Source organism: Streptomyces sp. T12, assembly GCF_028736035.1.
Classification (GTDB): Bacteria; Actinomycetota; Actinomycetes; order Streptomycetales; family Streptomycetaceae; genus Streptomyces.
Genome location: NZ_CP117866.1, coordinates 10,912,530 through 10,938,070, shown reverse-complemented (window position 1 = coordinate 10,938,070; position 25,541 = coordinate 10,912,530). Strand labels below are relative to the sequence as shown.

18 protein-coding genes are annotated in these 25,541 nt (G+C 70.9%); 8 read left to right on the top strand and 10 right to left on the bottom strand.

Annotated features, from left to right (window positions below; translation table 11 throughout):
- The first annotated feature begins 14 nt into the window (after window positions 1–14).
- The 4 genes from PBV52_RS48950 (at window position 15) to PBV52_RS48935 (ending at window position 8,290) form a co-directional block, all read left to right on the top strand.
- The gene (locus tag PBV52_RS48950) at window positions 15–2,468 is read left to right on the top strand and encodes a penicillin acylase family protein (RefSeq protein ID WP_274248588.1); all 2,454 of its coding nucleotides are present in this window, start codon (window positions 15–17) and stop codon (window positions 2,466–2,468) included.
- 311 nt (window positions 2,469–2,779) lie between these two features.
- The gene (locus PBV52_RS48945) at window positions 2,780–4,201 is read left to right on the top strand and encodes a cytochrome P450 (protein WP_274248586.1); all 1,422 of its coding nucleotides are present in this window, start codon (window positions 2,780–2,782) and stop codon (window positions 4,199–4,201) included.
- Window positions 4,185–5,192 (top strand): (-)-alpha-amorphene synthase, encoded by a 1,008-nt coding sequence (locus PBV52_RS48940; protein ID WP_274248584.1) that lies wholly within the window; start codon window positions 4,185–4,187, stop codon window positions 5,190–5,192. Before PBV52_RS48945 ends, PBV52_RS48940 begins: the two co-directional genes overlap by 17 nt.
- Before the next feature lie 188 nt (window positions 5,193–5,380).
- The gene (locus tag PBV52_RS48935) at window positions 5,381–8,290 is read left to right on the top strand and encodes an AAA family ATPase (protein WP_373922051.1); all 2,910 of its coding nucleotides are present in this window, start codon (window positions 5,381–5,383) and stop codon (window positions 8,288–8,290) included.
- 32 nt (window positions 8,291–8,322) lie between these two features.
- Here the strand turns inward: PBV52_RS48935 and PBV52_RS48930 are convergent, their stop codons facing one another.
- Window positions 8,323–9,876, bottom strand: a complete 1,554-nt coding sequence (locus PBV52_RS48930; protein WP_274248583.1) for an acyl-CoA synthetase — start codon at window positions 9,874–9,876, stop codon at window positions 8,323–8,325.
- Entirely contained in the window at window positions 9,873–10,997 is a 1,125-nt protein-coding gene (locus tag PBV52_RS48925; protein WP_274248581.1) for a nitronate monooxygenase family protein, read from the bottom strand. Before PBV52_RS48925 ends, PBV52_RS48930 begins: the two co-directional genes overlap by 4 nt.
- A 168-nt stretch (window positions 10,998–11,165) precedes the next feature.
- On the opposite strand from PBV52_RS48925, the gene PBV52_RS48920 reads away from it, so the two are divergent.
- On the top strand, window positions 11,166–12,935 hold the full coding sequence (locus PBV52_RS48920) for a serine hydrolase (protein ID WP_274248579.1): 1,770 nt from the start codon (window positions 11,166–11,168) through the stop codon (window positions 12,933–12,935).
- 28 nt (window positions 12,936–12,963) lie between these two features.
- Here PBV52_RS48920 and PBV52_RS48915 read toward each other — a convergent pair whose 3' ends face one another.
- From PBV52_RS48915 to PBV52_RS48895, 5 genes are all read right to left on the bottom strand, one after another.
- On the bottom strand, window positions 12,964–14,541 hold the full coding sequence (locus PBV52_RS48915) for an NAD(P)/FAD-dependent oxidoreductase (RefSeq protein WP_274248577.1): 1,578 nt from the start codon (window positions 14,539–14,541) through the stop codon (window positions 12,964–12,966).
- Between the two features lie 80 nt (window positions 14,542–14,621).
- Window positions 14,622–16,865, bottom strand: a complete 2,244-nt coding sequence (locus PBV52_RS48910) for a tetratricopeptide repeat-containing serine/threonine-protein kinase (protein WP_274248575.1) — start codon at window positions 16,863–16,865, stop codon at window positions 14,622–14,624.
- A 63-nt stretch (window positions 16,866–16,928) separates the two neighbouring features.
- Complete coding sequence (locus PBV52_RS48905; protein WP_274249988.1) at window positions 16,929–17,726, bottom strand: oxygenase MpaB family protein; 798 nt, start codon at window positions 17,724–17,726, stop codon at window positions 16,929–16,931.
- A gap of 69 nt (window positions 17,727–17,795) precedes the next feature.
- Window positions 17,796–18,974, bottom strand: coding sequence for an acyl-CoA dehydrogenase family protein (locus tag PBV52_RS48900; RefSeq protein WP_274248573.1), 1,179 nt, complete (start codon window positions 18,972–18,974; stop codon window positions 17,796–17,798).
- A gap of 110 nt (window positions 18,975–19,084) precedes the next feature.
- Window positions 19,085–19,465, bottom strand: a complete 381-nt coding sequence (locus PBV52_RS48895; protein ID WP_274248571.1) for a ferredoxin — start codon at window positions 19,463–19,465, stop codon at window positions 19,085–19,087.
- Between the two features lie 148 nt (window positions 19,466–19,613).
- Between PBV52_RS48895 and PBV52_RS48890 the strand changes: the two genes are divergently transcribed.
- A complete protein-coding gene (locus tag PBV52_RS48890; RefSeq protein WP_274248569.1) occupies window positions 19,614–19,976 on the top strand; it encodes a DUF6479 family protein in 363 nt (120 codons plus the stop codon).
- Between the two features lie 95 nt (window positions 19,977–20,071).
- Window positions 20,072–21,580 carry a ubiquinol-cytochrome c reductase cytochrome b subunit gene (locus PBV52_RS48885; protein ID WP_274248567.1) on the top strand — a complete coding sequence of 503 codons (1,509 nt, stop codon included), beginning with the start codon at window positions 20,072–20,074 and terminating at the stop codon, window positions 21,578–21,580.
- Here PBV52_RS48885 and PBV52_RS48880 read toward each other — a convergent pair.
- Window positions 21,529–21,966: a cytochrome c oxidase subunit 4 gene (locus PBV52_RS48880; protein WP_274248565.1), complete on the bottom strand. Its 438-nt coding sequence runs from the start codon at window positions 21,964–21,966 to the stop codon at window positions 21,529–21,531. The genes PBV52_RS48885 and PBV52_RS48880 overlap by 52 nt on opposite strands.
- Window positions 21,963–23,633, bottom strand: a complete 1,671-nt coding sequence (ctaD, locus tag PBV52_RS48875; protein ID WP_274248563.1) for a cytochrome c oxidase subunit I — start codon at window positions 23,631–23,633, stop codon at window positions 21,963–21,965. Before ctaD ends, PBV52_RS48880 begins: the two co-directional genes overlap by 4 nt.
- A 180-nt stretch (window positions 23,634–23,813) precedes the next feature.
- On the opposite strand from ctaD, the gene ppk2 reads away from it, so the two are divergent.
- Window positions 23,814–24,617, top strand: coding sequence for a polyphosphate kinase 2 (gene ppk2, locus PBV52_RS48870; RefSeq protein ID WP_274248561.1), 804 nt, complete (start codon window positions 23,814–23,816; stop codon window positions 24,615–24,617).
- Window positions 24,618–24,650: 33 nt separating this feature from the next.
- On the opposite strand, the gene PBV52_RS48865 is transcribed toward ppk2, so the two are convergent.
- Entirely contained in the window at window positions 24,651–25,532 is an 882-nt protein-coding gene (locus tag PBV52_RS48865; protein ID WP_274248558.1) for a universal stress protein, read from the bottom strand.
- Between the last annotated feature and the right edge of the window lie 9 nt (window positions 25,533–25,541).

The window sequence follows — 25,541 nt, the reverse complement described above, 5'->3', positions numbered from 1 at the left end:
CGTTGGGAGGCACGATGCGCACCCGCCCCAGACGGCTCGTCGTCGCGGCCGTCGCCCTGCTCGCCGCCACCGCCGGGCTGCCCGCGACTGCGGCCGAGCGGCAGGACCAGCACGACCGGCAGGAACAGCAGGAACAGCAGGAACAGCAGGAACAGCTCTCGCACGGCGGTCTGTCCGCCGTCGTCCGCTATACCGAGTACGGCATTCCGCACATCGTCGCCAAGGACTACAAGTCCCTTGGTTTCGGCACCGGTTGGGCGCAGGCCGCCGACCAGGTGTGCACGCTCGCCGACGGATTCGTGACCGTGCGCGGCGAGCGCTCGCGCTTCTTCGGGCCGGACGCGGCGACCGACTTCTCGCTGTCCTCGGCCACCAAGAACCTCTCCAGCGACCTGTACTTCCGAGGCGTACGCCAGACACGCACGGTGGAAAAGCTCCTCGCCGAACCGGCACCGCGCGGCCCGAGCCGTCAGGTCAAGGACCTGATGCGGGGCTTCGCGACCGGCTACAACGCCTGGCTGAAGCAGAACCGGATCACGGACCCCGCGTGCAAGGGCGCCGCCTGGGTGCGGCCGGTCACCTCGCTGGACGTGGCCGCCCGGTTCTACGCCGTCGCCGTGCTCGGCGGCCAGGGCGGCGCCGTGGACGACATCACCTCTGCCCAGCCGCCCACCGGATCCGCCGCCCGCGGCAAGGGCATCGGGACCAGCCCGGACGCCGAGACGCTGATACGGGCCGTGCGCGAGCGGACCGCCGACGCGGACATGGGGTCGAACGCGGTCGCCTTCCGGGGTGACACCACAGCCACCGGCCGCGGCCTGTTGCTGGGCAACCCGCACTACCCGTGGCACGGTGGACGCCGCTTCTGGCAGGCCCAGCAGACGATTCCCGGCGAGCTCGACGTCGCCGGGGCGTCGCTGCTGGGCTCGCCGACGATCTCCATCGGCTACAACTCACATGTGGCGTGGAGCCACACTGTCTCGACCGGCGTCCCGTTCAATCTGCACCGTCTGACGCTGGATCCGGCCGACCCCACCGTCTATCTGGTGGACGGCGAACCCGAGCGGATGAAGAAGCGGACCGTGACCGTCGCGGTCAAGGACGGCGCCCCGGTGACCCGCACCCAGTGGTGGACCCGGTACGGCCCGGTCGCGGCCTCCGCCGACGGCGAACTCCCGCTGCCCTGGACCGCGACGACGGCGTATGCGCTCAACGACCCCAACGCGGCCAACCTGCGCTTCGCCGACACCTCACTCGGCTTCAGCAAGGCGCGTGGCACCGCCGACGTCCTCGCGTCCCTCGCCCGGCACCAGGGGCTGCCGTGGGTGAACACCATCGCCGCGGACTCCTCGGGACACTCCCTGTACACCCAGTCGCAGGTGCTGCCCCGGATCACCGACGACGTCGCGGCGCGGTGTTCCACGGACCTCGGCAAGGCCACCTATCCGGCGGCGGGCCTCGCGGTCCTCGACGGATCCCGGGGTGACTGCACCCTGGGGCGCGACACCGACGCCGTCCAGCCCGGGACCTTCGGGCCCGCGCGCATGCCGACGCTGAAGGACGCCCCGTACGCGGAGAACTCCAACGACAGCGCGTGGCTGGCCAACGCCGACCGGCCGCTCACCGGATACGAGCGGATTTTCGGCAACATCGGCACCCAGCGCTCGCCACGCACGCGTGGAGCGATCGAGGACGTGGCGGCGATGGCCGGGCGGGGCGGTCTGACCTTCCGGGATCTGGAGCGGCAACAGTTCGCGAACCGGGTGCCCGCGGCCGACCTGGCCGCGGCCGACACGGCGACGGCGTGTGCCGCGCTGCCGGGCGGATCGGCAACAGGCAGTGACGGCAAGGCGGTTGACGTCACGGAGGCCTGTTCGGTGCTCGCGGCCTGGGATCGCACCATGGACACCGGCAGCCGGGGCGCCCTGCTCTTCGACCGGTTCTGGCGAAAGCTGACGGCGAAGGTGTCGGCCGCCCAGCGCTGGAAGGTGCCCTTCTCGGCGGCGGACCCGGTGCGCACACCTAACACCCTCAACACCGCCGCCCCCGGCTTCGCCGTGGCCCTCGCGGACACGGTCGCCGAACTCCGGGCGGCGGGCATCGCGCTCGACTCCCGCCTCGGTGAGCACCAGGTCGTCGCACGGAACGGTCAGCGCATCCCCGTTCCGGGCGGCACGGAAGGGCTGGGCGTGTGGAACAAGATCGAGGCGGTGTGGGACCAGGCGCGCGGTGGCTATACGGAGGTCACGACCGGCTCCAGCCACATCCAGGCGGTCGGCTGGGACGGCAGCCGTTGCCCGGTGGCCCGTACGCTGCTGACGTACTCGCAGTCCTCGAACCCGAACTCGCCCCACTTCAGCGACCAGACCCGGTTGTTCTCCGGTGAGAAGTGGGTGACCGCGCGGTTCTGTGAGAAGGACATCCTGTCGTCGCCCGCCCTGAAGGTCGTCCGCGTACGCGAACGCTGAGCGACTGTGGTCCCGTCCCACACGGGGCGGGACCACATAAGGCCAGACCATGTAGGGCCAGACCACATGGGGCCAGACCACATGGGGCGGGACTACATAGAAGTGACAGGTGAAATTCACCCGTCGCCGCACGATGCATCAACTGCCCTTGGCCGAATGCTTCCTTTGCTTCTCCGTGCTCCTGTGCGCCCCTTTGGAGAAAGGTTTCCGGAAACCGATTGCCGCTTGGACTGGGCAGGACATGACTCAAGTGTCAAGTCCGTGGCACGTTCACCGAATATTTGCGTGTCACGTCAGGCAGGAGGTTTCCCATGAGCCGTGCTGTGCCTGAACAGGAGCGAGTATGGCGGACAGGTACTGCTCCAGGCATATTCCCCATCCTCGGTCACGGTATCGCGTTGTTCCGTCAGCCGTTGGCGTTTCTGAATTCTTTGCCCGCGTACGGGGATCTCGTCGAGATACGACTGGGCCCCCAGCGCGCCTGGATGGTGTGTCACCCGGAGCTGGTCCACGAGATGCTCAAGGATCCGCACACCTTCGACAAGGGGGGCCCGCTCTACGACAAGCTCGGGAAGCTGATGGGCGACGGTCTCGTCACCTGCCGCCAACCGGCGCATCGGGACAAACGCAGGCTGCTGCAACCCGGTTTCCGCCCTTCCCACGTCGCCACCTACGCGAACCTGGTCAGCGAGGAAGCCGAGTCGGCGTGCCGCGCGTGGTCCGCCGGGCAGGTGGTCCGCGTCTCTGACGCGATGATGGCGCTGACGACCCGGGTGATCAGCCGAGTCCTCCTCTCCGACTCTCTCGACGACAAGACGGCCGCCGAGGTGCGGGACTGTCTCACCGTCATCGTCCGTGGCCTGTTCGTCCGCACGGCCGTGCCGATCGAGGCCCTCTTCCGCCTCCCCACTCCCGCCAACCGCCGCTATCAGCGCGCGGTCGACCGGCTGCACGCGATCATCGACGCCGCCATAGCGGACCGGCGCCGGGGTGCCTCCCACGACGATGTGCTGGGAACCTTGTTCGCGGCCACGCGGGGGGAGGGCGCAACGCCGGCGATCACCGACCGGGAAGTCCACGATCACCTGATCACGCTCCTGCTCACCGGCGTCGAGGCCCCCGCGCTGTGCCTGGCCGACGCCTTCAGCCTGCTGGCCCGCCATCCGGTGGCGGAGCGCCGTCTGCACGCCGAACTCGACGCCGTTCTCCCCGGAGGCCGGCGGCCCGGCCCCGATGATCTGCCGCACCTCGTGTACACGCGGTGTGTCGTCTCCGAGACGCTGCGCCACACGTCGCCCGGCTGGCTCTTCACCCGCCTCACCACCAAGGAGACGGAACTGGCCGGGTGTCGCCTGCCGCGCGGCGCCACCGTCCTGTACAGCCCCTACCTCCTGCACCATGACTCCTCGTCGTTCACCGACCCCGACCGTTTCCTCCCCGACCGCTGGTTACCGGGGCAGGTCACCGCCGTACAGCGCCGCGCGATGATGCCGTTCTCCGCGGGCAGCCGCAAATGCCTCGGGGACGAGTTCTCCATGGCGGAGGCCACACTGGCGCTCGCGACCATCGCCGGGCGCTGGCGGCTGCGCCATCTGCCCGGGCATGTCGAACCCAAACCGCGCCCCGCGATCACCCTGGGGCCCCGTTCGTTGATCATGGCCTGCGACCCCATGGCCACCCTTCGCGTATCGGATTCCCGGACGGCAGGTGACAGCGGTGTCGACAACGCATGAGGAAATCGCGGTCGGTGTACCGGACGGAATTCCGGTTCCCCATCTCAAGGAACTGATCGACACCCACCTCCACATGCCCTTCCCGTTCATGCGGAATCGCCACGAACCCGCGGCCACGGCAGGCGTCGACGCATGGCTGGCCGCGTGGGGGCTGACCGCCGATCCGGAGGTCGCGGCGATGATCGCCCGCACGCGCCCCGCCGAGCTCGCCTCCTACAACAGCCCCACCATGGATTCCGGTCTCCTCCAGATCGTGGCCAATCAGATCGCCTATCAATTCGTCTTCGACGACCGGGCGGAGGAAATCGGTCGGCATTCTCCGGGTCTGCTGATGCCCATGCTGTTCGAGAGCATCGCGATTCTGCGGGACGGCCGCCGGCCCAGCACTCCGCTCGGCGCGGCCCTGGCCGATCTCCACCGGCAGGTCCGGGAGCGGTGCACGCCGGACCAGGCCGCGCGGTGGGCGTGGAAGAGCCGTGAGTACGTGCACGGCCTGTTGTACGAGGCGGTGGCGCAGGCTGACTCCCTCCCCCTGCGGACCGGGCACTGCACGTCGATACGGTCGCTGACCGCGGGCGTCGAGCCGTTCCATCCGCTGTGCGAGGCCGCCCAGCCGCACGAGCTGACCCACGCCGAACTCCACCACCCCGTCGTACGCCGACTGGGCCGGTTGTCCGCCGACGCGGCGGTGTGGATACCCGACCTGTTCTCCGCGGTGAAGGAACAGCGCGCAGGCGGAATGATCAACCTGGCCCTCGCCCACCAGCGCGAACAGCGCTGCTCTCTGCCGGCGGCCGTCATGCTGGCCATCCAGCAGATCAACGCCACGATCAAGGAGTTCCAGATGCTCTTCGCCCAGGTCGAACCGGAGTTGAGCCCCTCGGGCGTCGGCTACGTGGAGGGCATGATCGGCTGGGTCCGCGGCTGTTACTACTGGTCCCGGACCGTGCCGCGCTACGCGGACGCGGCGTGCGTGCCGGCGCTCCCGTGACGCCCCCCGTCATGCTGCGGTGAGAGACCCCCTGGAACAGGCCCATCCGAATTTCCTACCCGAGAAACGGGCCTTCTCATTCCCTTCGATCGATGATTCATCCGTTGGTGCACAATCCGGCCTGCCGCACCGTCAGGAGGCGTAATCTCGGCTGCTCCGAGGCCGAACTACTGAAGGCGGTACGGCACATGGCGAAGGAGCCACGGCCCCCGATCGCCGAGCACCGGATGTTGATCGAGCGGCAGCGGGAACTTCATGCTCTCGACGCCGCGTTCAAGGAACTGCGGCACACCACGGACGGGGTTCCGCGAGCGCGGCGCAGGGGGCTGCTCGCCTTCACCGGGTCGGCCGGACTGGGCAAGACAGCACTCGTCAGGGCAGCCCGCTCCCGGGCTGCGGCGCACGGGTTCACCGTGCTCTCGGGCCGGGGCGGCGAGAAGGAGCAGGAGCTGGCGTTCCGCGTGGTGCGCCAGCTCATGCAGCCTCCGCTGGCGGCGATGGACGGGGCGGAACTCCGCGCCTTCATGGGCAGTTGGTACGACATCGTCGCCGCCGCTCTCGGCCTCGAGGCGCACGGCCCGGGCCCGGTGCCGGACCCGACCGGGGTCCGCGAAGGTCTCGACTGGGTCATGACGCGCCTCACCGTGAGGAAGCCGCCCGTCGTCCTGCTCCTGGACGACCTGCACTGGGCGGACGCCGAGTCGCTCAACTGGCTCTCCTCCTTCGCGCCACGGGTCGAGGACCTTCCGCTGCTGATCGTGCTCGCCTACCGACCCGACGAACTGCCCCCCGAGGCGGAGGAACTCCGCACACTCGTCGGACGCCACGGGGGCCGCCCCCAAACCCTGGACCGGCTCACCGCCGACGGCGTGGCGCGGATCGTCAGGCACGAGGTCGGGGAGGGAGCCGAGGACCGGTTCTGCAGGGAATGCTGGTCGGCCACCGGCGGGAGCCCCTTCGAAGCGGTGGAGCTCGCCATCGGACTCGGCGAGCGGAACCTGAGGGGCACCGAGGACGACCTGCCCGCGATGCGTGAGCTCGCCGCGGCGGTCAAGGGCCCGGGGCTGATCGAGCGTCTCGAAGGGCTCGACACGACGACCGTCCGCTTCGCGCACGTCGCTGCCGTACTGGGCTCGCCCTTCTCACCTCAGCTCGCCGCGACCATCGCGGTGCTCGGCGACGAGACCGTCGCCGAGGCGACCCAGCAGTTGCGCACCGCCCGGATCCTGGCCGACGGTCACGGTCCCGGGGGTGAGCTCGAGTTCGTTCATCCACTGATCGCCACCACCATCTACCGGTCCATCCGCTCAGCCTTCCGGGCCGGTCTGCACAACGCCGCGGCGGAAGCCGTCCTGGCCGCCGGGTACGGCCCCACCGCCGCCGCCCGGCATCTGCTGGAGGTCCCCTGCGAGGGCAACCCCGAGGCGGTCGCGTGTCTGCGCGAGGCCGCTCGGGAGAACCTTCGCGCCGGAGCGACCGAGGCCGCCCGGCGCCTGCTGACCCGTGCGCTGCAGGAGCCGCCACTGCCTGAGGACCGTGCCGCGGTCCTTCACGAACTCGCCTGCTCCACGTTCCTGATCGAGCCCACCGCCACGGTGCGGCATCTGCGCCAGGCGCTGGCGGAACCCGACGTCGCCCCCGATCTGCGCGCCTCCATCGTCTATCGGCTGACGCAGGCTCTGGCCCACACCGATCAGCTGGCCGAGGCCGTGGACGTGGCCGCCGAGGAGGCGCGGCAGGCCACGAATCCGCGCGTCAAACTGCGTATGCAGGCCGATCACTTCGTCTGGAGCATGGTCCGCACCGACGACCCCGACTCGCCCGCCCGGTCCCGTACGCTGACGCGGCTGGCCGAGCAGTTGCCCGGTCGCAGGCTGGAGGAGCGCTACATCCTGGGGCTGCGGGCCTGGGACGCGGTGAAGCGCGGCGAACCCCGGCAGACCGCCCTCGCCTACGCCGAGAAGGCCTTGCACGGTGGCATGAGCTGGACCGACGAGAACCGGGGTTTCGAGGTACCCGTTTCGGTCGCCCTGGTGTTCATGTACGGCGACCAGCCGCGACGGGCCGAGGAGTTGTTCAACAAGGGCATCGAGGAGTGCGCGGCCAAGGGCTGGCGCGGTTCTCACCTGGCCTTCGGCCAGACCCTCGCCGGCTACATCCGCTACCGCCGCGGCTGCCTGGCCGAGGCCGAGGACCGCGTGCGGGAGGGACTGCGCATCGCCGACAAGGTGGAAGGGGCCGTGCCCGCCCAGTGGTTCGCCGTCGGCATCCTCATCAAGACCCTGCTGGCCCGTGGGCGCGTCAGCGAGGCGCGCGCACTGGCCGACGAGCACCACTTCGGTGAGGTCACTCCGAACGCCGTCATCTACCCCGATCCTCGCACCGTGTACGCGGAACTGCTCCTGGCGGAGGGACGGCACGCCGAAGCTGCGGTGCTGCTGTCCTTGGTCGGGGACTGGCTGGACCAGCGGGCCTGGCGCAACCCGGCCTGGTGCCCGTGGCAGCTGCGGCTCGCGTCCGCGCTCGCCCCCACCGCACCGGACGAGGCGGTCGAGCACGCCCGGGAGGCCGTCAAGCGCGCCCGGGCCTTCGGCGCCGCCTCCACCATCGGCCGGGCCCTCCACACCCTCGCCGAGGTGACCGGCGGGCCCGCGGCGCTCGACCTGTACGCGGAGGCCGTCGAGCACCTGGAGCAGTCACCGTCCGCGTACGAACTCGCCCGCGCCCTGGTCGGCCACGGCGCCGCACTGTCCCGCAACGGGCGGCTCCAGGAGGCCGCCGATCGGCTCTACCAGGGCCTGGAAGGCGCAGTCCACTGCGGGGCCGAGGCGCTCGCCGCCCGGGCCAGGGAGGAACTGTCGGCGGCCGGTCTGCGCCCGCTGCCGCTGCGGTACGTGCAGGCCGACACACTGACCGCTCAGGAACGCCGCACCGCCGAACTGACCGTCCAGGGCCAGCCGGTGGCCGTGGTCGCCAAGGAACTGCGCCTCACCGAGCAAGGCGTGCGGCACCTGCTGTCCTCCGTCTACCGCAAGATCGGCACCGACGCCACCGGCCTCGCCATGTGCCTGGAGTCCGTGCCCCACCCTCGCTCTTGAGAGCGGCGGTCGCGGGCCCGTGCCGGGCGTCGTCACACGGGTCGTGAGCGGCCCTCCCAGTACGGGTCCCGCAACCGCCGCTTGTACAGCTTGCCGTTGGGATCGCGCGGCATCTCGGTGATGAAGTCGACGCTCTTGGGCCGCTTGTAGCCGGCGAGTTGCTCGGCACAGTGGTCGAGGATCGCGGCGGCGAGGTCGGGGCCGGGCTCGTGGCCGTGGGCCGGTTCGACGACGGCCTTGACCTCTTCGCCCCAGTTGTCGTGCGGGATGCCGAAGGCGGCGGCGTCGGCGACGGCCGGGTGGGCGAGGAGCACGGACTCGATCTCGGCCGGGTAGATGTTGACCCCGCCCGAGATGATCATGTCGATCTTGCGGTCGCGGAGGAAGAGGTAGCCGTCCTCGTCGAGACAGCCGAGGTCGCCGACGGTGAAGAAGTCGCCGATGCGGTTCTTCCGCGTCTTGGCCTCGTCCTTGTGGTAGGCAAAGCCGCCGGTGTTCATCTTCAGGTAGACAGTGCCGAGTTCGCCGGGCGGGAGCCGGTTGCCGTCGTCGTCGAAGATGGCCAGTTCGCTGATGGGCCAGGCCTTGCCGACCGTGCCGGGCTTCTTCAGCCAGTCCTCGGCGGTGGCGAAGGCGCCGCCGCCCTCGCTGGCCGCGTAGTACTCCTCCACGCACGGGCCCCACCAGTCGAGCATCGCCCGCTTCACGTGGTCGGGGCAGGGGGCGGCGCCGTGGATGGCGTGCCGCATGGAGGTGACGTCGTAGCGTGCCCGCACGTCCTCGGGCAGTGCGAGCAGGCGGTGGAACTGGGTCGGCACCATATGGGTGTGGGCGCACCTGTGGGTGTCGATCAGGCGGAGCATCTCCTCGGGCGTCCACTTGTCCATCAGCACCAGCCGGTGACCTATGTGCAGGGAAGCGCCCGCGAACTGAAGCACCGCGGTGTGGTACAGCGGCGAGCAGACGAGGTGCACGTTGTCGCCGAACGGGCGGATGCCGAAGATACCGAGGAAACCGCCGAGGTACGCCTCCTCGGGGGCCTTGCCCGGCAGCGGGCGCCGGATGCCGCGCGGGCGGCCGGTGGTGCCGGAGGTGTAGTTCATGACCCAGCCGAGGGTGCGGTCGCCGGGCGCCGACTCCGGTTGCCCGTCGAGGAGTTCGGCGTACGGGCGGAAGCCCTCGACCGTGCCGATCGCGTACCGGTGGGTGCCGGGCAGGCCGGCTTCGTCGGCGGCGTGACGCGCGGGGGCGGCGAAGCGTTCGTGGGCGAGGAGCACCTTGGCGCCGGCGTCGGCGACGATCCAGGCGATCTCGGGGCCGACGAAGTGGTGGTTGATGGGGACCAGGTAGAAGCCGGCCTGGCTGGCGGCGAGGTACGCGGTGAAGAACTCGGCGCTGTTGGGCAGGACCACGGCGAAGGCGTCACCGCGTTCCATTCCGGCCGCGCGCAGCCCGTGGACGAGGCGGTTGGTGGCGGCGTGCAGTCGCCCGGCGGTCCACTCCTCGCCGTCGGGGGCGACGAGGACCGTGCGGTCAGGATCGGCCGCTGCCTGGGCCCAGAAGCCTGCGGGGGGTGTGCTCGTCACTGGCCGCTCCTTCCGGCGATGCGGTTGATGCGATCGACGGCTCGCTCGAAGCCGCGGGTGAGGTCGTCGACGACGGCCTGGACGCTGCGTTGGCTGTTCATCCGACCGACGATCTGGCCGACGGGTGTGCCGAGCAGCGGCTCGACCTCGTACTTCTGGATCCGGGAGACGGCCTCGGCGACGAGCAGTCCCTGCAGGGGCATGGGGAGGGTGCCGGGCCCGTTCGTGTCGTCCCAGGCGTCGGTCCACTCGGTGCGCAGCTGACGTGCGGGTTTTCCGGTCAGGGCGCGGGAGCGCACGGTGTCGCCGGAGCCTGCGGCCAGCAACTTCTGGATGAGCCTGGGTGAGGGGAGTTCAGCCTCTGTGGTGGTCAGCCATATGGAGCCGAGCCACACACCCTGAGCGCCGAGGCTGAGTGCGGCAGCCACCTGTTGGCCGCTGCCGATCCCCCCGGCCGCCAGCACGGGCAGCGGGTCGACCGCTTCCACCACCTCCGGTGTGAGCACCATGGAGGCGATCTCCCCGGTGTGGCCGCCCGCCTCGTAGCCCTGGGCGACCACGATGTCGATACCGCCCTCCTTGTGCTTGACGGCGTGCCGGGCGCTGCCCGCGAGTGCGGCGACCAGCACACCCCGGTCATGGGCGCGCTCCACGACGTCCGCGGGCGGTGAGCCCAGGGCGTTGGCGAGCAGCTTGATCGGGTAGTCGAAGGCGACGTCGAGCTGGCTGCGGGCGACCTGCTCCATCCACCCGGTGATGCGCCAGCCGGACGCCTCTCCCTCGGCCAGTTCGGGCACGCCGTACTTGGCGAGGGTGTCCTTGACGAACTGCCGGTGCCCCTCGGGGATCATCGCCTCGACATCGGCCTCGGTCAGTGTCTGATTGTTCGGGGCCTGCACCTTCTTGGCGGGCATGACGACATCCAGGCCGTAGGGCCGGCCGTCGACATGGGCCTCGATCCAGTCGAGGTCGCGTTTGAGGTCGTCGGGGGCCGTGTAGCGGACCGCGCCGAGCACTCCGAAGCCGCCGGCCCGGCTGATGGCCGCGGCGACGGCGGGGAACGGCGTGAAGCCGAAGATGGCGTGCTCGACTCCCAGTTTCTTGCTCAGCTCCGTCTGCATGGGCGCAGGATGCCGCAGTCCTCCGGACGACGGAAGGCCTTTTCTGATACACCGTCAGATCTCTTGGCCGACCACCCCGTTGACAGGTCCCACGCCTGACACGAAAGTTTCACCACGCAAGGTGATCCCGGAAAGATACTTTCAGCCTGAGTGGTGGGAGGAGCCTCGATGACGGACGGCAGAAGCAGACTGACCCGGCGTCAGCTGGGCCGCACAGCCCTGGCCCTGGGCGGCGCGCTGGCCATCGCCCCCTTCCCCGCCGGACCGGCGGCTGCCGCCTCCTCCGGCCGCGGCGGCACCCTGCGCCACGGCTCCCCCGAGCGCGCCGGCCTTCTCCCCGCCCACCTCCGCCGACTCGTCACCGACGCCGAGGCGTTCCTGGGCCCCTCCCCCGAACACCCCTGGTACGCGGGCGCCGTCCTGCTCGCCGGGCGCGGCGGCACCGTAGCCCTGCACCAGCCCATCGGCATGGCACTGCGCTACCAGGCGTACGACGAGAAGACCGACACCGGCGTCGAGTTCCCGGCCGACCAGCAGATCCCGATGGCCGAGGACACCGTCTTCGATCTCGCCTCGGTGTCCAAGCTGTTCACCTCGATCCTCGCCGTGCAGCAGATCGAGCGGGGTGCCCTCGGGCTGGAGGCGACGGTCGCCTCCTACCTCCCGGACTTCGGCCGCGCGGGCAAGCAGGACATCACGGTCCGTCAGCTCCTCACCCACACCTCGGGGTTCCGCCCCTGGATCCCGCTGTACAACGCGCCGACGTACGAGGAAAAGCTCCAACTCATCTGGAACGAGGCGCCGCTGAACACGCCAGGCACCAAGTACCTCTACTCGGACCTGAATCTGATCTCCCTCCAGCTGGTCCTGGAGGAGATCACCGGCCGCACGCTCGACACCCTCCTCCGCGACGAGATCACCGCCCCGCTCGGCATGCGCCGCACCCGCTACAACCCGCCCGCCGCCTGGAAGCCGAAGATCGCGGCCACCGAGGACGCCCGGGGGCCCTGGTCCGGCCTGGACCGTGGGCTGGTGTGGGGCGAGGTGCACGACGAGAACGCCTTCAGCCTCGGCGGGGTCGCGGGCCACGCGGGCGTGTTCTCGAACGCCTGGGACCTCGCGGTCCTCGGCCGGGCACTGCTCAACGGCGGCGCCTACGGCCGCTCCCGCATCCTGGAACCGGAGTCGGTGGACCTGATGTTCACCGACTTCAACACCGCCTTCCCGGGCGACGAGCACGGCCTCGGCTTCGAGCTCTACCAGCACTGGTACATGGGCGCGATGGCCACCCCGCGCACCGCGGGGCACACCGGCTTCACCGGCACCTCGCTGGTCCTCGACCCGACGACCGACTCCTTCCTCGTCGTCCTCGGCAACTCGGTCCACCCGGTGCGCAGGTGGCGCTCCGGTTCGGCACCCCGGGTCGCCGCCGCCGACAACCTGGCCCGCGCCGTGCCGGTCCGCCCCCGGCAGGGTCGTACCGCATGGTTCTCGGGCATGGCGAGCGCCGCGATCGCGACCCTCGCGCTTCCCGCACTCGACACGTCCTCGGGCGACGCACGGCTGTGCTGCGCCCTGTGGTGGGACACCGAGCCCCAGTCGGACGTCCTCACCCTGGAGTCGACGACCGACGGGGGCACCACCTGGCAGCAACTCCCCTTCACCACGACACGCCACGGCGAGCGACCGCAGGACCACCCGACCGGCACGGTCACCGGCTGGTCGGGCCGCGTCTGGCACCGGCTCGCGGCGCGACTCCCCGCGCACCGGCAGCTGGTGCTGCGCTGGCGGTACGCGACCGACCGGCTGTACGTGGGCCGTGGCGCGTACGTCGACGGCCTGCGCGTCGAGACGCCGGCCACCGTCCTCTTCGACGAGGCCCGCCCCGCGGACGCGGCGCGGATCGAGGCGACGGGCTGGGCGGCCTCCGCCGACTGACCGCTCTGCGGCGAGTTCCTCGGCGCCGTCAGCCGGCGGTGGCCTCCAGCACCGCCATCGCCGCGTTGTGCCCCGGCACCCCGCTCACCCCGCCGCCACGCACCGCGCCCGCCCCGCACAGCAGTACGTTCGCGTGCCGTGTCTCCACGCCCCAGCGCCCGGTGCCCTCCTGGGCGTACGGCCAGGCCAGGTCGCGGTGGAAGATGTTGCCGCCGGGCAGGCGCAGGTCGCGCTCCAGGTCCAGCGGGGTCTTCGCCTCGATGCAGGGCCGTCCGTCCGCGTCCGTCGCCAGACAGTCGGCGAGCGGCTCGGCCAGGTGGGCGTCGAGCTGGGCGAGCGTCGACTTCAGCAGTTCCTCGCGTACGGCGTCGTTGTCATGTTCGAAGAGCCGGGCCGGCGTGTGCAGCCCGAACAGGGTGAGGGTCTGGTAGCCCTGTTCGACGAGGTCGGGGCCGAGGATCGTCGGGTCCGTCAGCGAGTGGCAGTAGATCTCGGACGGCGGCGCGCTGGGGAGTTGCCCGGCGGCGGCCTGGGCGTGGGCGGTGGCCAGTTGGCCGTAGCTCTCGGCGATGTGGAAGGTGCCGGCGAACGCCTCGCGGGGGTCGACGGAGCTGTCGCGCAGCCGGGGCAGGCGCTTGAGCAGCATGTTCACCTTGAGCTGGGCGCCCTCGGCGCGGGTCGGCGGTGTGTCGCCGGTGAGGGCGGCCAGTTCCTGCGGGGAGGCGTTCACCAGGACGTGCCGGGCCGCGGCGACGCCCTCGCCGTCCGCCGTGCGATACGTGATCTCCGCCGTACGGCCGTCCGTGTCGATCCGGACCACCTCGTGCCCGGTGACGACCACCGCGCCCGCCGCGCGAGCCGCCGTGGCCAGGGCGTCGGTGAGGGCGCCCATGCCGCCTACGGGGACGTCCCAGTCGCCGGTGCCGCCGCCGATCACGTGGTAGAGGAAGCAGCGGTTCTGCTTCAGGGAGGCGTCATGGGCGTCGGCGAAGGTGCCGATCAGCGCGTCCGTCAGGACCACGCCCCGCACCAGGTCGTCCGTGAAGCGGTCCTCGATCGCGACACCGATCGGCTCCTCGAAGAGGATCCGCCAGGCCTCCTCGTCGTCCACCCGGCGGCGCAGGTCCTCGCGGCTCGGCAGGGGTTCGGTGAGCGTCGGGAAGACCCGTTTGGCGACCTCGCCGGTGATGCCGTAGAACCGCTGCCAGGCCGCGTACTCGCGCTCGCCGCCGGTCAGCCGGGCGAACGCCTCCCTGGTGCGCCGCTCGCCTCCCCCGACCAGCAGTCCGGTCGGCCGTCCGTCCCGTTCCACGGGCGTGTACGAGGAGACGTTGCGCGTGCGGACGCGGAAGTCGAGGCCGAGGTCCCGGACGATCTTCTTCGGCAGCAGGCTGACCAGGTACGAGTAGCGCGACAGCCGTGCGTCGACGCCGGCGAACGGCCGCGTGGACACGGCGGCGCCCCCGGTGGTGTCCAGTCGCTCCAGCACCAGCACGGACCGTCCGGCCCGGGCGAGGTAGGCGGCGGCGACCAGGCCGTTGTGGCCTCCGCCGACGATGACCACGTCGTACGTACGGTGTCCCGGGTGTCCCTCGTGTGCAGGCATGGTTCTTCGTAACACGTGATGATCTAGGTCGGCCATAGGTCGGCCGCGCGGGAGTCACCGGCCGGCGGACGCCACCGGGCTCACGGGCCGCCGGATCCCCGCTGCTGCCGCAGCACCGCCACCCTCCGGTACAGCTCGACCGCCTCCGCGCCCCGCCCGAGCTGCTCCAGGCAGTGGGCCTCGTCGTTGCGGCTGGCGAGGGTGTCGGGGTGGTCGGCGCCGAGGACGCGTTCGCGGGCGGCGGCCACCCTGCGGTACTCGGTGAGCGCGTCCGGCCAGCGGCCCAGCCAGCCGAGGCTCACGGCGACCTCGCGCCGGCTGACCAGGGTGTCCGGATGGTCGGAGCCCAGCACACGCTCGCGGATCGCGCACACGTCGCGGGATTCGGCGAGGGCCTCCTCCCAGCGGGCGAGCCGGCCGAGGTTGACACCGAGGCCGTGGCGGGCGCGGAGGGTCTCGGGGTGGGCGGGGCCGTGGACACGGGTGCGGTCGTCGATCAACTCGCGATAGAGCTGGAGCGCCTGCGCGCTGCGCCCGAGGCGGCCGAGGCTGATGCCGACCTCGTAGCGGGCCGAGAGGGTGTCCGGGTGGTCGGGCCCGAGGGCCTGCCCGCGCGCCTCGGCAACCTCGCGGTAGGTCTGCAGGGCCTCCTCCCAGCGCCCCAACTGGCCCAGTGCGTAGGCGACTTCGTAGCGGGTGACCAGGGTGTCGGGGTGATGCGGGCCGAGGATGCGGGCGCGGGCCGCGGCGACCTCGTCGGCCATGCGGTACGAGTCCTCCAGGCGCCCCAGCCTGCTGAGGTTGAAGGCGAGGTTGTGGCGGCAGCGCAGGGTGTCGGGGTGATCGGCACCCATGGTGCTCTCCCGCGCCGTCAGCACGGACGTGTAGACCTGGTGCGCATCGAAGTGGCGGCCCAACTGGCCGAGTACGTAGGCCATTTCCTGCCGGGCGGCCAGCGTGTCGGGGTGGTCCGGGCCGAGGGCGAGGCTGCGGGCGCGGGCGACATGCTTGTACTCGCGCAGGGCGTCGGCGGCGCGGCCGGTGCGGCTGAGGGTGAAGGCGACCTCGTAGCGGCTGGCGAGGGTGTCGGGGTGGTCGGGCCCGAGGAGGTGCTCGCGCTCGGCGGCGACCGCGCGGTGCACCTCGCCCGCCTCGGTCCAGCGGCCGAGGCGGCCCAGGCTGAGCCCGGCATTGTGCCGTCCGGCCAGCGCGGCGAGGGTCCCCGCGGAAGGGGCGGTGGCAGGCTCGTCCGGTACGGCGGTCTCCTCGGGGCGGCCGGCCGTCGACCGCGGGACCCACTCGCCGGTGAGGCCCGCCCCGGCGTCGGGGGGTGTGGTGCGCAGTCCGGCGCCGGTGGCCTTGTGGCCGGTGGTCATGCCACGGGTCCAGGAGGGTAGGCGGGGTTCGCGGGCCACGGGCGCCGGGGGCCTGAGGTCCGGCTGCGGGGTGACCACCGTCGGCACGTACGCCGGTGTCGTACGGCCCAGGCCGATCCGGCGCCCCAACTCGCGGCCGTCGTGCGGGCGTTCCTCGGGGCGTTTGGCGAGCAGGTCCAGGATGACCTTCTCGAAGTACTCGGGCAGCTCGGCGCGGTGGCTGCGCGGCGGCCGGGGCGGGGTGTCGCGGTGGCCGACGAGGATCGCCCAGGGGTCGTCGAGGTCGAACGGCGGTACCCCGGTGGCGATCTCGTACAGCACGCACCCCAGCGAGTACAGGTCGCTGCGCTGGTCCACCTCGCCCCCGCTGATCTGTTCCGGCGACATGTAGTGCGGGGTGCCCATCGCGATGCCGGTGCCGGTCAGCCGGGAGGTGAAGCCGATGTCGTGGCCTAGACGCGCTATGCCGAAGTCGCAGATCTTCACCGTGCCGTCGGCGAGCCGCATGATGTTGGCGGGCTTCAGGTCGCGGTGCACGATGCCCTGTTGGTGGGTGTAGGCGAGGGCGGCGGCGACCTGGTCGGCGATCTCGACGACGTCCGGGACGGGCAGCGGGTGGTGCTTGTTGTCCTCCAGGAGCTGGCTGAGGTTGCGGCCCTGAAGCAACTCCATGACCAGGAACAGGATGCCGTCGGACTCGCCGAAGTCGTGGACGACGGTCACCCCGCGGTGCTGCAGCGCCGCGGCCACCCGGGCCTCACGCCGAAACCGCTCCCGCAGGACCCGGGTGAAGGACTGGTCGTGGTGCGGTCCCAGCGGCTTGAGGCACTTCACGGCGACATGCCGGCCCAGCGACTCGTCGCGCGCACGCCACACCTCGCCCATACCGCCGCGCCCGATCAGATCGAGCAGCCGGTACCGGCCCTGGATCAGCCTGCTGTCCCCCATCGCCCGCGATCGCCCCCCGTCACGGTCCGCCCCACCCTCCCCCGGCTCGTCCAGTATGGCGAGCTATCGTCCGAGTTTGTACGGTGCCGGGCGCGCGCCAGGGCCGAGTCGGCTCATGGCGCGCAGGATGTGTTTCGGCGGGAGTTGCCAGCGCAGACGTGCGGGAATACAGCGCAGCAGGGTGCCCGTGGCACGCAACTGACGGGTGACGGTGGCGGGTTTCGGGGCCGGTCTGCCGTACAACTCGTGGGCGTACGGCGGCAGGGCGGCGTACGCCAGTTGCGCCACGCGCCGCCACAGCACCTCGCGCGCCGGGACGAGAAGGGGGTGCGTCGGCGGGCGGAGCAGGAAGTCGTCCACCGCGCGTGCCTCGGGTCCGCACGCGAGCTCGGGCCGCACCTTCTCGAAGTACGCCGCCATCTCCTCCCGGCTCGCCGGTACGGCGTCGGGGTCGAGGCCCACCAGGCGGGCGCTGACCCGGTGTTCAGCGAGGTAGCGGTCGGCCTGCGCGTCGGTGAGGCGGAACCCGGAGCGGCGCCCGACCTGCAGATAGGAGTCGATCTCGGCGCAGTGCACCCACAGCAGCAGCTCGGGCTCGTCGACGCCGTACCGCTCCCCCGTGTCGGGGTCGGTCGCGCTGAGCATGCTGTGGATCTTCCGCACCCGGGCGCCGGCCCTCTCGGCGGCCTCGGTGGTGCCGTACGTGATCGTCCCGACGAAGTTGGCGGTGCGCAGCAGGCGGCCCCAGGCGTCCTCGCGGAAGTCGGAGTTCTGCATGACGCCGCGTACGGCACGTGGGTGCAGGGCCTGGAGGTAGAGCGCGCGGACTCCGGCGACCCACATCATGGGATCGCCGTGCATCTGCCAGGTCACGGAGCTGGGGCCGAAGAGGCCGGGGTCACCTCTGCGTATGGCGTCCACACCCGCAGGCTAACGCCGCACCCTCGGCATCCCCAGACCGATCCACGAGATGATCTCCCGCTGGATCTCGTTGTTGCCGCCGCCGAAGGTGAAGATGACGGCGGAGCGGTAGCCGCGCTCCAGCTCGCCGTGCAGGACCGCGCCCGCCGAGCCCTCCTTCAGCGCCCCGGGTGCGGCGACGATCTCCATCAGCCAGGCGTACGCGTCGCGGCGCGCCTCGGAGCCGTAGACCTTGACGGCGGAGGCGTCCTGCGGGGTGAGTGTGCCCTCCTGGACGGCGCTGACCATCCGCCAGTTGAGGAGCTTGAGGGCGGCGAGCTTGGTGTGGGTCTGGGCGAGGCGGCGGCGTACCCAGGGCAGGTCGATCACCCGGCGGCCGTCGGCGAGCTTGCTCTCCATGGCCCAGCGCTGGACGTCGTCCAGGGCGCGGACGGCCATGGTGCCGTGGGCGGCGAGGGTGACGCGCTCGTGGTTGAGCTGGTTGGTGATCAGGCGCCAGCCCTGGTTCTCCTCGCCGACGCGGCGGGAGACGGGGACGCGGATGTTCTCGTAGTAGCTCGCCGTGGTGTCGTGCGAGGCGAGGGTGTTGATGAGGGTGCAGGAGTAGCCGGGGTCGGTGGTCGGGACGAGGAGCATGGTGATGCCCTTGTGGGGCGGGGCGTCCGGGTCGGTGCGGACGGCCAGCCAGACCCAGTCGGCCGTGTCGCCGTTGGTGGTCCAGATCTTCTGGCCGTTGACGATGTACTCGTCGCCCTCCCGTACCGCGCGCGTCCTGAGTGAGGCGAGGTCCGTGCCCGCGTCGGGCTCGCTGTATCCGATCGCGAAGTCGATCTCGCCGGAGAGGATCTTCGGCAGGAAGTACGCCTTCTGCTCGTCCGTGCCGTACTGCATGATCGTCGGGCCGACGGTGTTCAGGGCCATCAGCGGCAGCGGTACGCCCGCCTGGGCCGCCTCGTCGAAGAAGATGAACTGTTCCATCGCGGTCAGGCCGCGCCCGCCGTACTCCTTGGGCCAGCCCACGCCGAGCCAGCCGTCCGTGCCGAGCCGCCGAATGGTCTTGCGGTAGTGGCGCTTCTGGGCGGCCGGGTCGGTGAAGCGGGTCTGTGCGAGGTCCGGCACCAGTTCGGCGAAGTAGTCGCGCAGTTCGCTGCGCAGCCGCTGCTGCTCGGGCGTGTATTCGAGATGCACGGCGCCTCCAGGCTCCCAAGGCCAGTCCTGACGGCGCACACGGTAGAACGTGTTTCAGAAATTGGGAATGGCGAGGGGCGGCCGGATCCGGTGCCGGAGCTGCCGCGGGCTCAGTCGAGCGTGGCCATGAAGTCCATGCAGGCCTGTGCGCACTCCCGGCACGCCTTCGCGGTGTCCTCGGCGCCCGGGTAGCGGTCGAAGAGGTGCGCGCACTCCAGGCACACCGTCCGGGTCCACTCCAGCTGGACGCGGAGGGCGGCCTCGGCGCCCTCGTCCGCGCACTCCTCGGAGAGCACCCGGCAGGTCGCGTCGCACACCTCGGCGCACAGGATGCCCTTGCGGCGCAGAAGGTCCTGATCCTCGGCCCCGTCCGGATCCGCCAGGCTCGCGCGCAGGGCACAGGCTCGAGCGCACTCGGTGCAGGCCTGCGCGGCCGCGAAACGGTCCTCCAGGAACTGGACGAGCTGCTGCTGGGACGTTGTCTGTGTCACACCGGTCGGGTAGCCGGAGCGGGTGCGCCCAAACCCGGTGCTCGCAAGGGTTCTGGCCGGGTCCGAGGGCGGTGCGGTCGAGCGAGCACGCCACTGAGCACGTCAGGTGCTCGGGTTCACGCGGGGTGCCGGGGGTACTCGCGGCGCCATGGACATCGCATGGACGGACCTCGCAGCGGAAGGTGCGCTCGGCATCGGACTGGTCGTCGCCGGTCTGGTCGTCGTGGCGCTGCTCATCGGTGCCTTCGTGCTGGGCGCCCGGATCAGGCGCCGGGAACCGCCTCCGCCACGCCCCGAGGAGCAGCCGAGGCTGCCCGAGGAGGGACCGGTCCACGAGGTCCGGGAGCACCGGGAGCCCGACGAGGTGCCCAGGAGCGAGCGCCGGCTGACCCCGCACGAGCTGCCCGCCCACGGCAACGTTCCCACCCGCACCAGCCCCTCGCAGCAACGGCGCCGCTGGTCCGAAGGCGGCAGCGGGTCCTTCGGCAGCGGGGGTCCGGGCAATACCTGACGCCCGACCGGCGGGGCAACCGAAGCTGGGCAACCAAAGAGTGATCGTGGGTGACTGTCCGTTTCCGAGCGCGGGCGCGCGGGCACTCGTGATCCGTGCTGTGGAGGAGGAGCAGGGCCCGTGCCGACGCGCGGGCCCGTCATGCCGCTCAGCGCACCGCCGACTACGTCGACGCGCGACTGCCGCTCTCCGAGGGCGGCGGTCTGCTGCGCAAGGCCTTTCCCGACCACTGGTCCTTCCTGCTGGGTGAACTCGCCCTCTACAGCTTCGTCGTCCTGTTACTGACCGGCGTCTGGCTGACGCTGTTCTTCCACCCGTCGATGACGGAGGTCGTCTACCACGGCTCGTACGTGCCGCTCGCGGGGAGTCGCATGTCGTCCGCGTACGCGTCGACGCTGGACATCAGCTTCGACGTGCGCGGCGGTCTGCTGCTCCGTCAGCTGCACCACTGGGCGGCCCTGGTGTTCCTCGCCGCGATCGGGCTGCATCTGCTGCGGATCTTCTTCACGGGCGCGTTCCGCCGGCCCCGCGAGGTCAACTGGCTGATCGGCGTGACCCTGTTCATGCTGGCGCTGGCCGAGGGCTTCGCCGGCTACTCGCTGCCGGACGACCTGCTGTCGGGGACGGGGCTGCGGATCGCCCAGGGCATCATGCTGTCGATTCCGGTGGTGGGAACGTATGTGAGCATGTTCGCGTTCGGCGGCGAGTTCCCGGGCGAGGAGCTGATCCCGCGGCTGTACGCGCTGCACATCCTGCTGCTCCCCGGACTGCTGCTCGCGCTGATCTCCGTGCACCTGATCCTGGTGTTCTACCTGAAGCACACGCACTGGGCCGGCCGCGGCCGCACCAACCGCAATGCGGTCGGCAAGCCCATGTTCCCGCAGTTCACGGCGGCTTCGGGCGGCCTTTCCCTCATCGTCTTCGGGGTGCTGACGCTGCTCTCGGGGGTCGCGCAGATCAACCCGATCTGGGTGTACGGCCCCTATCGCGCGGACATCGTGTCGACGGGTTCGCAGCCGGACTGGTACGTCGGTTTCCTGGAGGGCTCGCTGCGACTGGTGCCGCCCTGGGAGACGGTGGTGGCCGGGCACACGGTGATGTGGAACGTGCTGTTGCCCGCGGTCGTGCTGCCGGGGGTCCTGTTCGCCGTGCTGTACGCGTACCCGTTCGTCGAGCGGCGGGTGACCGGTGACCGCGAGGAGCACCATCTGTGCGACCGGCCCCGCGACAAGCCCGTGCGCACGGCGCTCGGTGTCGCGGCGATCAGTTGCTACGCCGTCCTGCTGGCGGCGGGCGGCAACGACATCATCGCGCACGCCTTCAGGATCTCGGTGAACGCGCTGACCTGGGTGTTCCGGATCGCCTTCGTGCTGCTGCCGCCGCTCGCGTTCATGGTGACCCGGCGTGTCTGTGTGGCGCTGCAGGAGGCGGACCGGGAGCGGCTGACGGAGGGCGAGGAGACCGGCGAGGTGCGGCAGACCATCGCGGGCGGCTACGAGGAGAGCCACGAGCCACTCGACGAGGAGCGGCGGTATGTGCTGAGGAGCTATGGCTACCGCGCCGAGGAGGATCGGGCGTCGTCGGCGGACGAGCTGGAGCGCTGAGCGCCCCGGCCCGCGTACTGGAACACCATGCCGAACACCCCGTGCCCGAGCACACCGATGCCCAGCAGGAACAGCCACAGGCCGTAGACGACGCCGAGCGCCGCCAGGACGGAGCCCAGTGCGGTCGTGATGGGCCAGGGGCTGCGCGGCGCGAAGAAGTGGAGCGGGCCCGCGGTGTCGGCGACTTCGGCGTCCGGGCGGTCCTGCGCTCTCAGGCCCCGTCTGCGGTACTGCATGTGCAGGAAGAACGCGACGAGGGCGGCCATCAGGAAGGCGATGGTCAGGACGGCGGTACCGGCGGGTTCCTTGGAACGCCAGCCGTAGCCGACCGCGGTGACGAGGAAGAACCCCGCCACGCCGATGAACAGACGGGCCTCGGTCTTCACTGCTGCTGCCTTTGGTCGAGGCGGGCGAGGTCGGGGTGGTGCAGGTCGAACGCCGGGGACTCGGTGCGGATCCGGGGCAGTGCCGTGAAGTTGTGGCGCGGGGGCGGGCAGGACGTGGCCCATTCGAGGGAGCGGCCGTATCCCCAGGGGTCGTTGCGGGCCACCGGTGTTCCGTAGTGGGCGGTGCGCCAGACGTTGTAGAGGAACGGGAGCGTGGACAGCCCGAGGAGGAACGCGCCGATCGAGCTGACCGTGTTGAGCAGCGTGAAGCCGTCCGCGGTCAGGTAGTCGGCGTAGCGGCGGGGCATGCCCTGTTCGCCCAGCCAGTGCTGGACCAGGAACGTGGTCTGGAAGCCGACGAAGAGGGTCCAGAAGTGGATCTTGCCGAGGCGCTCGTCGAGCAACTTGCCGGTGAACTTCGGCCACCAGAAGTAGAAGCCCCCGAACATCGCGAAGACGACCGTGCCGAACAGCACGTAGTGCAGATGGGCGACGATGAAGTACGAGTCGGTGAGGTGGAAGTCGAGCGGCGGGGAGGCGATGATGACGCCGCTCATGCCGCCGAGCAGGAACGTCACGAGGAAGCCGCACGCCCACAGCATGGGTGTCTCGAAGGACAGGGAGCCGCCTCGCATCGTGCCGATCCAGTTGAAGAACTTCACCCCGGTCGGCACCGCGATGAGGAAGGACATCAGCGAGAAGAACGGCAGCAGCACCGCGCCGGTGGCGAACATGTGGTGGGCCCACACCACCGCGGACAACATGGTGATGGCGATGGTGGCGCCGATGAGGCCGACGTAGCCGAAGAGCGGCTTGCGGCTGAACACCGGGATGATCTCGGAGATGATCCCGAAGAACGGCAGCGCGACGATGTACACCTCGGGGTGGCCGAAGAACCAGAACAGGTGCTGCCACAGCAACGCGCCGCCGTTCGCCGCGTCGTAGATGTGCGCCCCGAACTTGCGGTCCGCCTCCAGGGCGAACAGGGCGGCCGTCAGGACGGGGAACGCGGGCAGGATCAGGATCGAGGTGAACAGCACGTTCCAGGTGAACAGCGGCATCCGGAACATGGTCATGCCGGGGGCGCGCAGGCACAGGATCGTGGTGATGAAGTTGACCGCGCCGAGTGTGGTGGACACGCCGGTCACGACCAGGCCCATGGTCCACAGGTCACCGCCCGAGCCGGGGGTGCGCACCACGCTGTTGAGGGGCGCGTAGGCGAACCAGCCGAAGCTCGCCGCTCCCCCGGGTACGACGAAGCCCGCGACGACCATCAGGCCGCCGCCCAGGTACAGCCAGTACGACAGGGCGTTCAGCCGCGGGAACGCCACGTCCGGGGAGCCGATCTGCAACGGCATGATCGCGTTGGCGAACCCGGCGAACAGCGGGGTCGCGAAGAGCAGCATCATGACCGTGCCGTGCACCGTGAACAGCTGGTTGTACTGGTCGCTGCTGAACAACTGGAGCCCGGGGCGGGCGAGTTCGGCCCGCATCAGCAGCGCGAGGACGCCGCCGAGGAGGAAGAAGCCGAAGGCGGTCGTCATGTAGAGGTTGCCGATCACCTTGTGGTCGGTCGTCGTCGCCCACCGCAGCAACGCCCGGCCGAGTCTCCCGCGCGGCCGGGGCAGCGTAGCGCGCGCCGGCTCGGTCCTGCTGTCCACCGCCATGCGCCGCTGGGTACCCGGGCAGCGGTGGCGTCAGTCCTGCGGGCCGGGGCATTCACCCGTGCGCCTCACCCAGCGTCCCGGCATGGTGCCCGGACGTTCTGTGGCCGCGTCCGGGGTGCGCGGCTCATCGTCGGTCAGTACGGTGCTGTTCTGGTGTTCGGGCAGGCGGCGGGAGGCGGCATGGCCGGCGACAAGGCGGAGAAACTGCCGCGCAAGGTGTACGAGAGGGAACTGCTGCGCCTGCAGACGGAGTTGGTGAAGCTGCAGGAGTGGGTGCGTGAGCAGGACGCCAGGCTGGTGGTCGTCTTCGAGGGGCGGGACGCGGCGGGCAAGGGTGGCACCATCAAGCGGGTCACGGAGCATCTCAACCCGCGGGTGGCACAAATCGCGGCCCTGCCCAAGCCGACCGAGCGCGAGCGCACGCAGTGGTACTTCCAGCGGTACATCGAGCATCTGCCGGCCGCCGGGGAGATCGTGCTGTTCGACCGCAGCTGGTACAACCGGGCCGGTGTCGAGCACGTCATGGGCTTCTGCAGCAAGGAGGAGTACCAGCTCTTCCTGCGCCAGTGCCCCCTCTTCGAGCGGATGCTGGTGGAGGACGGGATCCTGCTGCGCAAGTACTGGTTCTCGGTGAGCGACGAGGAGCAGCAGGACCGCTTCCGGCGCCGCCTGGAGGATCCCCTGCGGCGCTGGAAGCTGTCCCCGATGGACATGGAGTCGATCACCCGCTGGGAGGACTACTCCCGGGCCAAGGACGAGATGATGGTGCACACCGACATCACCGAGGCGCCCTGGTACGTGGTCGAGAGCGACGACAAGCGCCGGGCCCGGCTGAACATGATCGCCCACCTGCTGGACTCCCTGCCGTACCAGGACGTGTCCCCGCCGGTCCCGGACCTGCCCGAACGGCCGGGGTCGACCGGCTACCAGCGGCCCCCGCGCGATCTGCAGAACTACGTCCCGGACCACGCGGCGAACCTCTGAGCCCGCGCACCGGGGCCGCTCTCTCTCCCCCCGTCACCGCTCACCGGACCGCACGACGACGACCGGACAGTGCCCATGCTGGAGCACGGCCTGGCTGACCGAGCCCAGGAGCAGCCCGGCGAACCCGCCCCGGCCGCGTGCCCCGACCACGACGATCCCGGCCTCGGCGCTGGCCTCGATGACGGTGTGGCGGATCCGGCCGCGCACCAGCCTGCGGTCCACGGCGACGTCGGGGTACGTGTCGCGCAGCCCGCCCAGCGCCTCGGCGAGCACGCGCTCCTCCTCGTCGCGCAGCCGGTCCTCGTCGTACGTCACGAAGGGCGGGTCGGCGGGAGCCTCGTAGGCGCGTTCGGTCCGGGTGCTCCAGGCGTGCAGCGCCACCAGGTCCGTGCCGTGCAGGGAGGCCAGGGCGAAGGCGAACTCGACGGCTCCCCGGGCCGCGGGCGAGCCGTCGACGGCCAGGAGGACGGGCCCCTCCGGGTTCGGCCTGCCGCGCACCACCAGCACCGGGCAGGCGGCATGGGCGGCCAGATGACCTGCGGTGGAGCCGAGCAGCAGGGCGCCGAACCGGCTGTGGCCCCGGCTCCCGACCACGGCCAGGGTCGCGGTGCGCGATTCGATCTCCATCACCGTCACCGGGTCGCCGACGACGACCTCGCGCTCGATCTCGACGCCCGGCGCCGTCTCGTGAGCGCGCTGCTCCGCCTTGGTGAGCGTGCCGTCGATCAGCTCGCGCAGCCCGGCGCCGCTCGGCTCCCACGGCCGCCCCCCGGCCGGTATGTGCGCGGCCGGCCAGCCGAAGGCATGCACCAGCCGGAGCCCCACACCCCGCAGCCCGGCCTCGCGCGCCGCGGCCTGCACCGCCGCCATGCTCGACGGCGAACCGTCCACCCCTACGACAACCGGGCCGTTCATCGCGCTCCC

What these genes read in the sequence shown, in the direction of transcription:
- PBV52_RS48950 (WP_274248588.1), top strand. Translation starts at nt 15, where the DNA reads ATGCGCACCCGCCCCAGACGGCTCGTCGTCGCGGCCGTCGCCCTGCTC.
- PBV52_RS48945 (WP_274248586.1), top strand. Translation starts at nt 2,780, where the DNA reads ATGAGCCGTGCTGTGCCTGAACAGGAGCGAGTATGGCGGACAGGTACT.
- PBV52_RS48935 (WP_373922051.1), top strand. Translation starts at nt 5,381, where the DNA reads ATGGCGAAGGAGCCACGGCCCCCGATCGCCGAGCACCGGATGTTGATC.
- PBV52_RS48925 (WP_274248581.1), bottom strand. Translation starts at nt 10,997, where the DNA reads ATGCAGACGGAGCTGAGCAAGAAACTGGGAGTCGAGCACGCCATCTTC.
- PBV52_RS48920 (WP_274248579.1), top strand. Translation starts at nt 11,166, where the DNA reads ATGACGGACGGCAGAAGCAGACTGACCCGGCGTCAGCTGGGCCGCACA.
- PBV52_RS48915 (WP_274248577.1), bottom strand. Translation starts at nt 14,541, where the DNA reads ATGCCTGCACACGAGGGACACCCGGGACACCGTACGTACGACGTGGTC.
- PBV52_RS48910 (WP_274248575.1), bottom strand. Translation starts at nt 16,865, where the DNA reads ATGGGGGACAGCAGGCTGATCCAGGGCCGGTACCGGCTGCTCGATCTG.
- PBV52_RS48905 (WP_274249988.1), bottom strand. Translation starts at nt 17,726, where the DNA reads ATGCACGGCGATCCCATGATGTGGGTCGCCGGAGTCCGCGCGCTCTAC.
- PBV52_RS48890 (WP_274248569.1), top strand. Translation starts at nt 19,614, where the DNA reads ATGGACATCGCATGGACGGACCTCGCAGCGGAAGGTGCGCTCGGCATC.
- ctaD (WP_274248563.1), bottom strand. Translation starts at nt 23,633, where the DNA reads ATGGCGGTGGACAGCAGGACCGAGCCGGCGCGCGCTACGCTGCCCCGG.
- ppk2 (WP_274248561.1), top strand. Translation starts at nt 23,814, where the DNA reads ATGGCCGGCGACAAGGCGGAGAAACTGCCGCGCAAGGTGTACGAGAGG.
- PBV52_RS48865 (WP_274248558.1), bottom strand. Translation starts at nt 25,532, where the DNA reads ATGAACGGCCCGGTTGTCGTAGGGGTGGACGGTTCGCCGTCGAGCATG.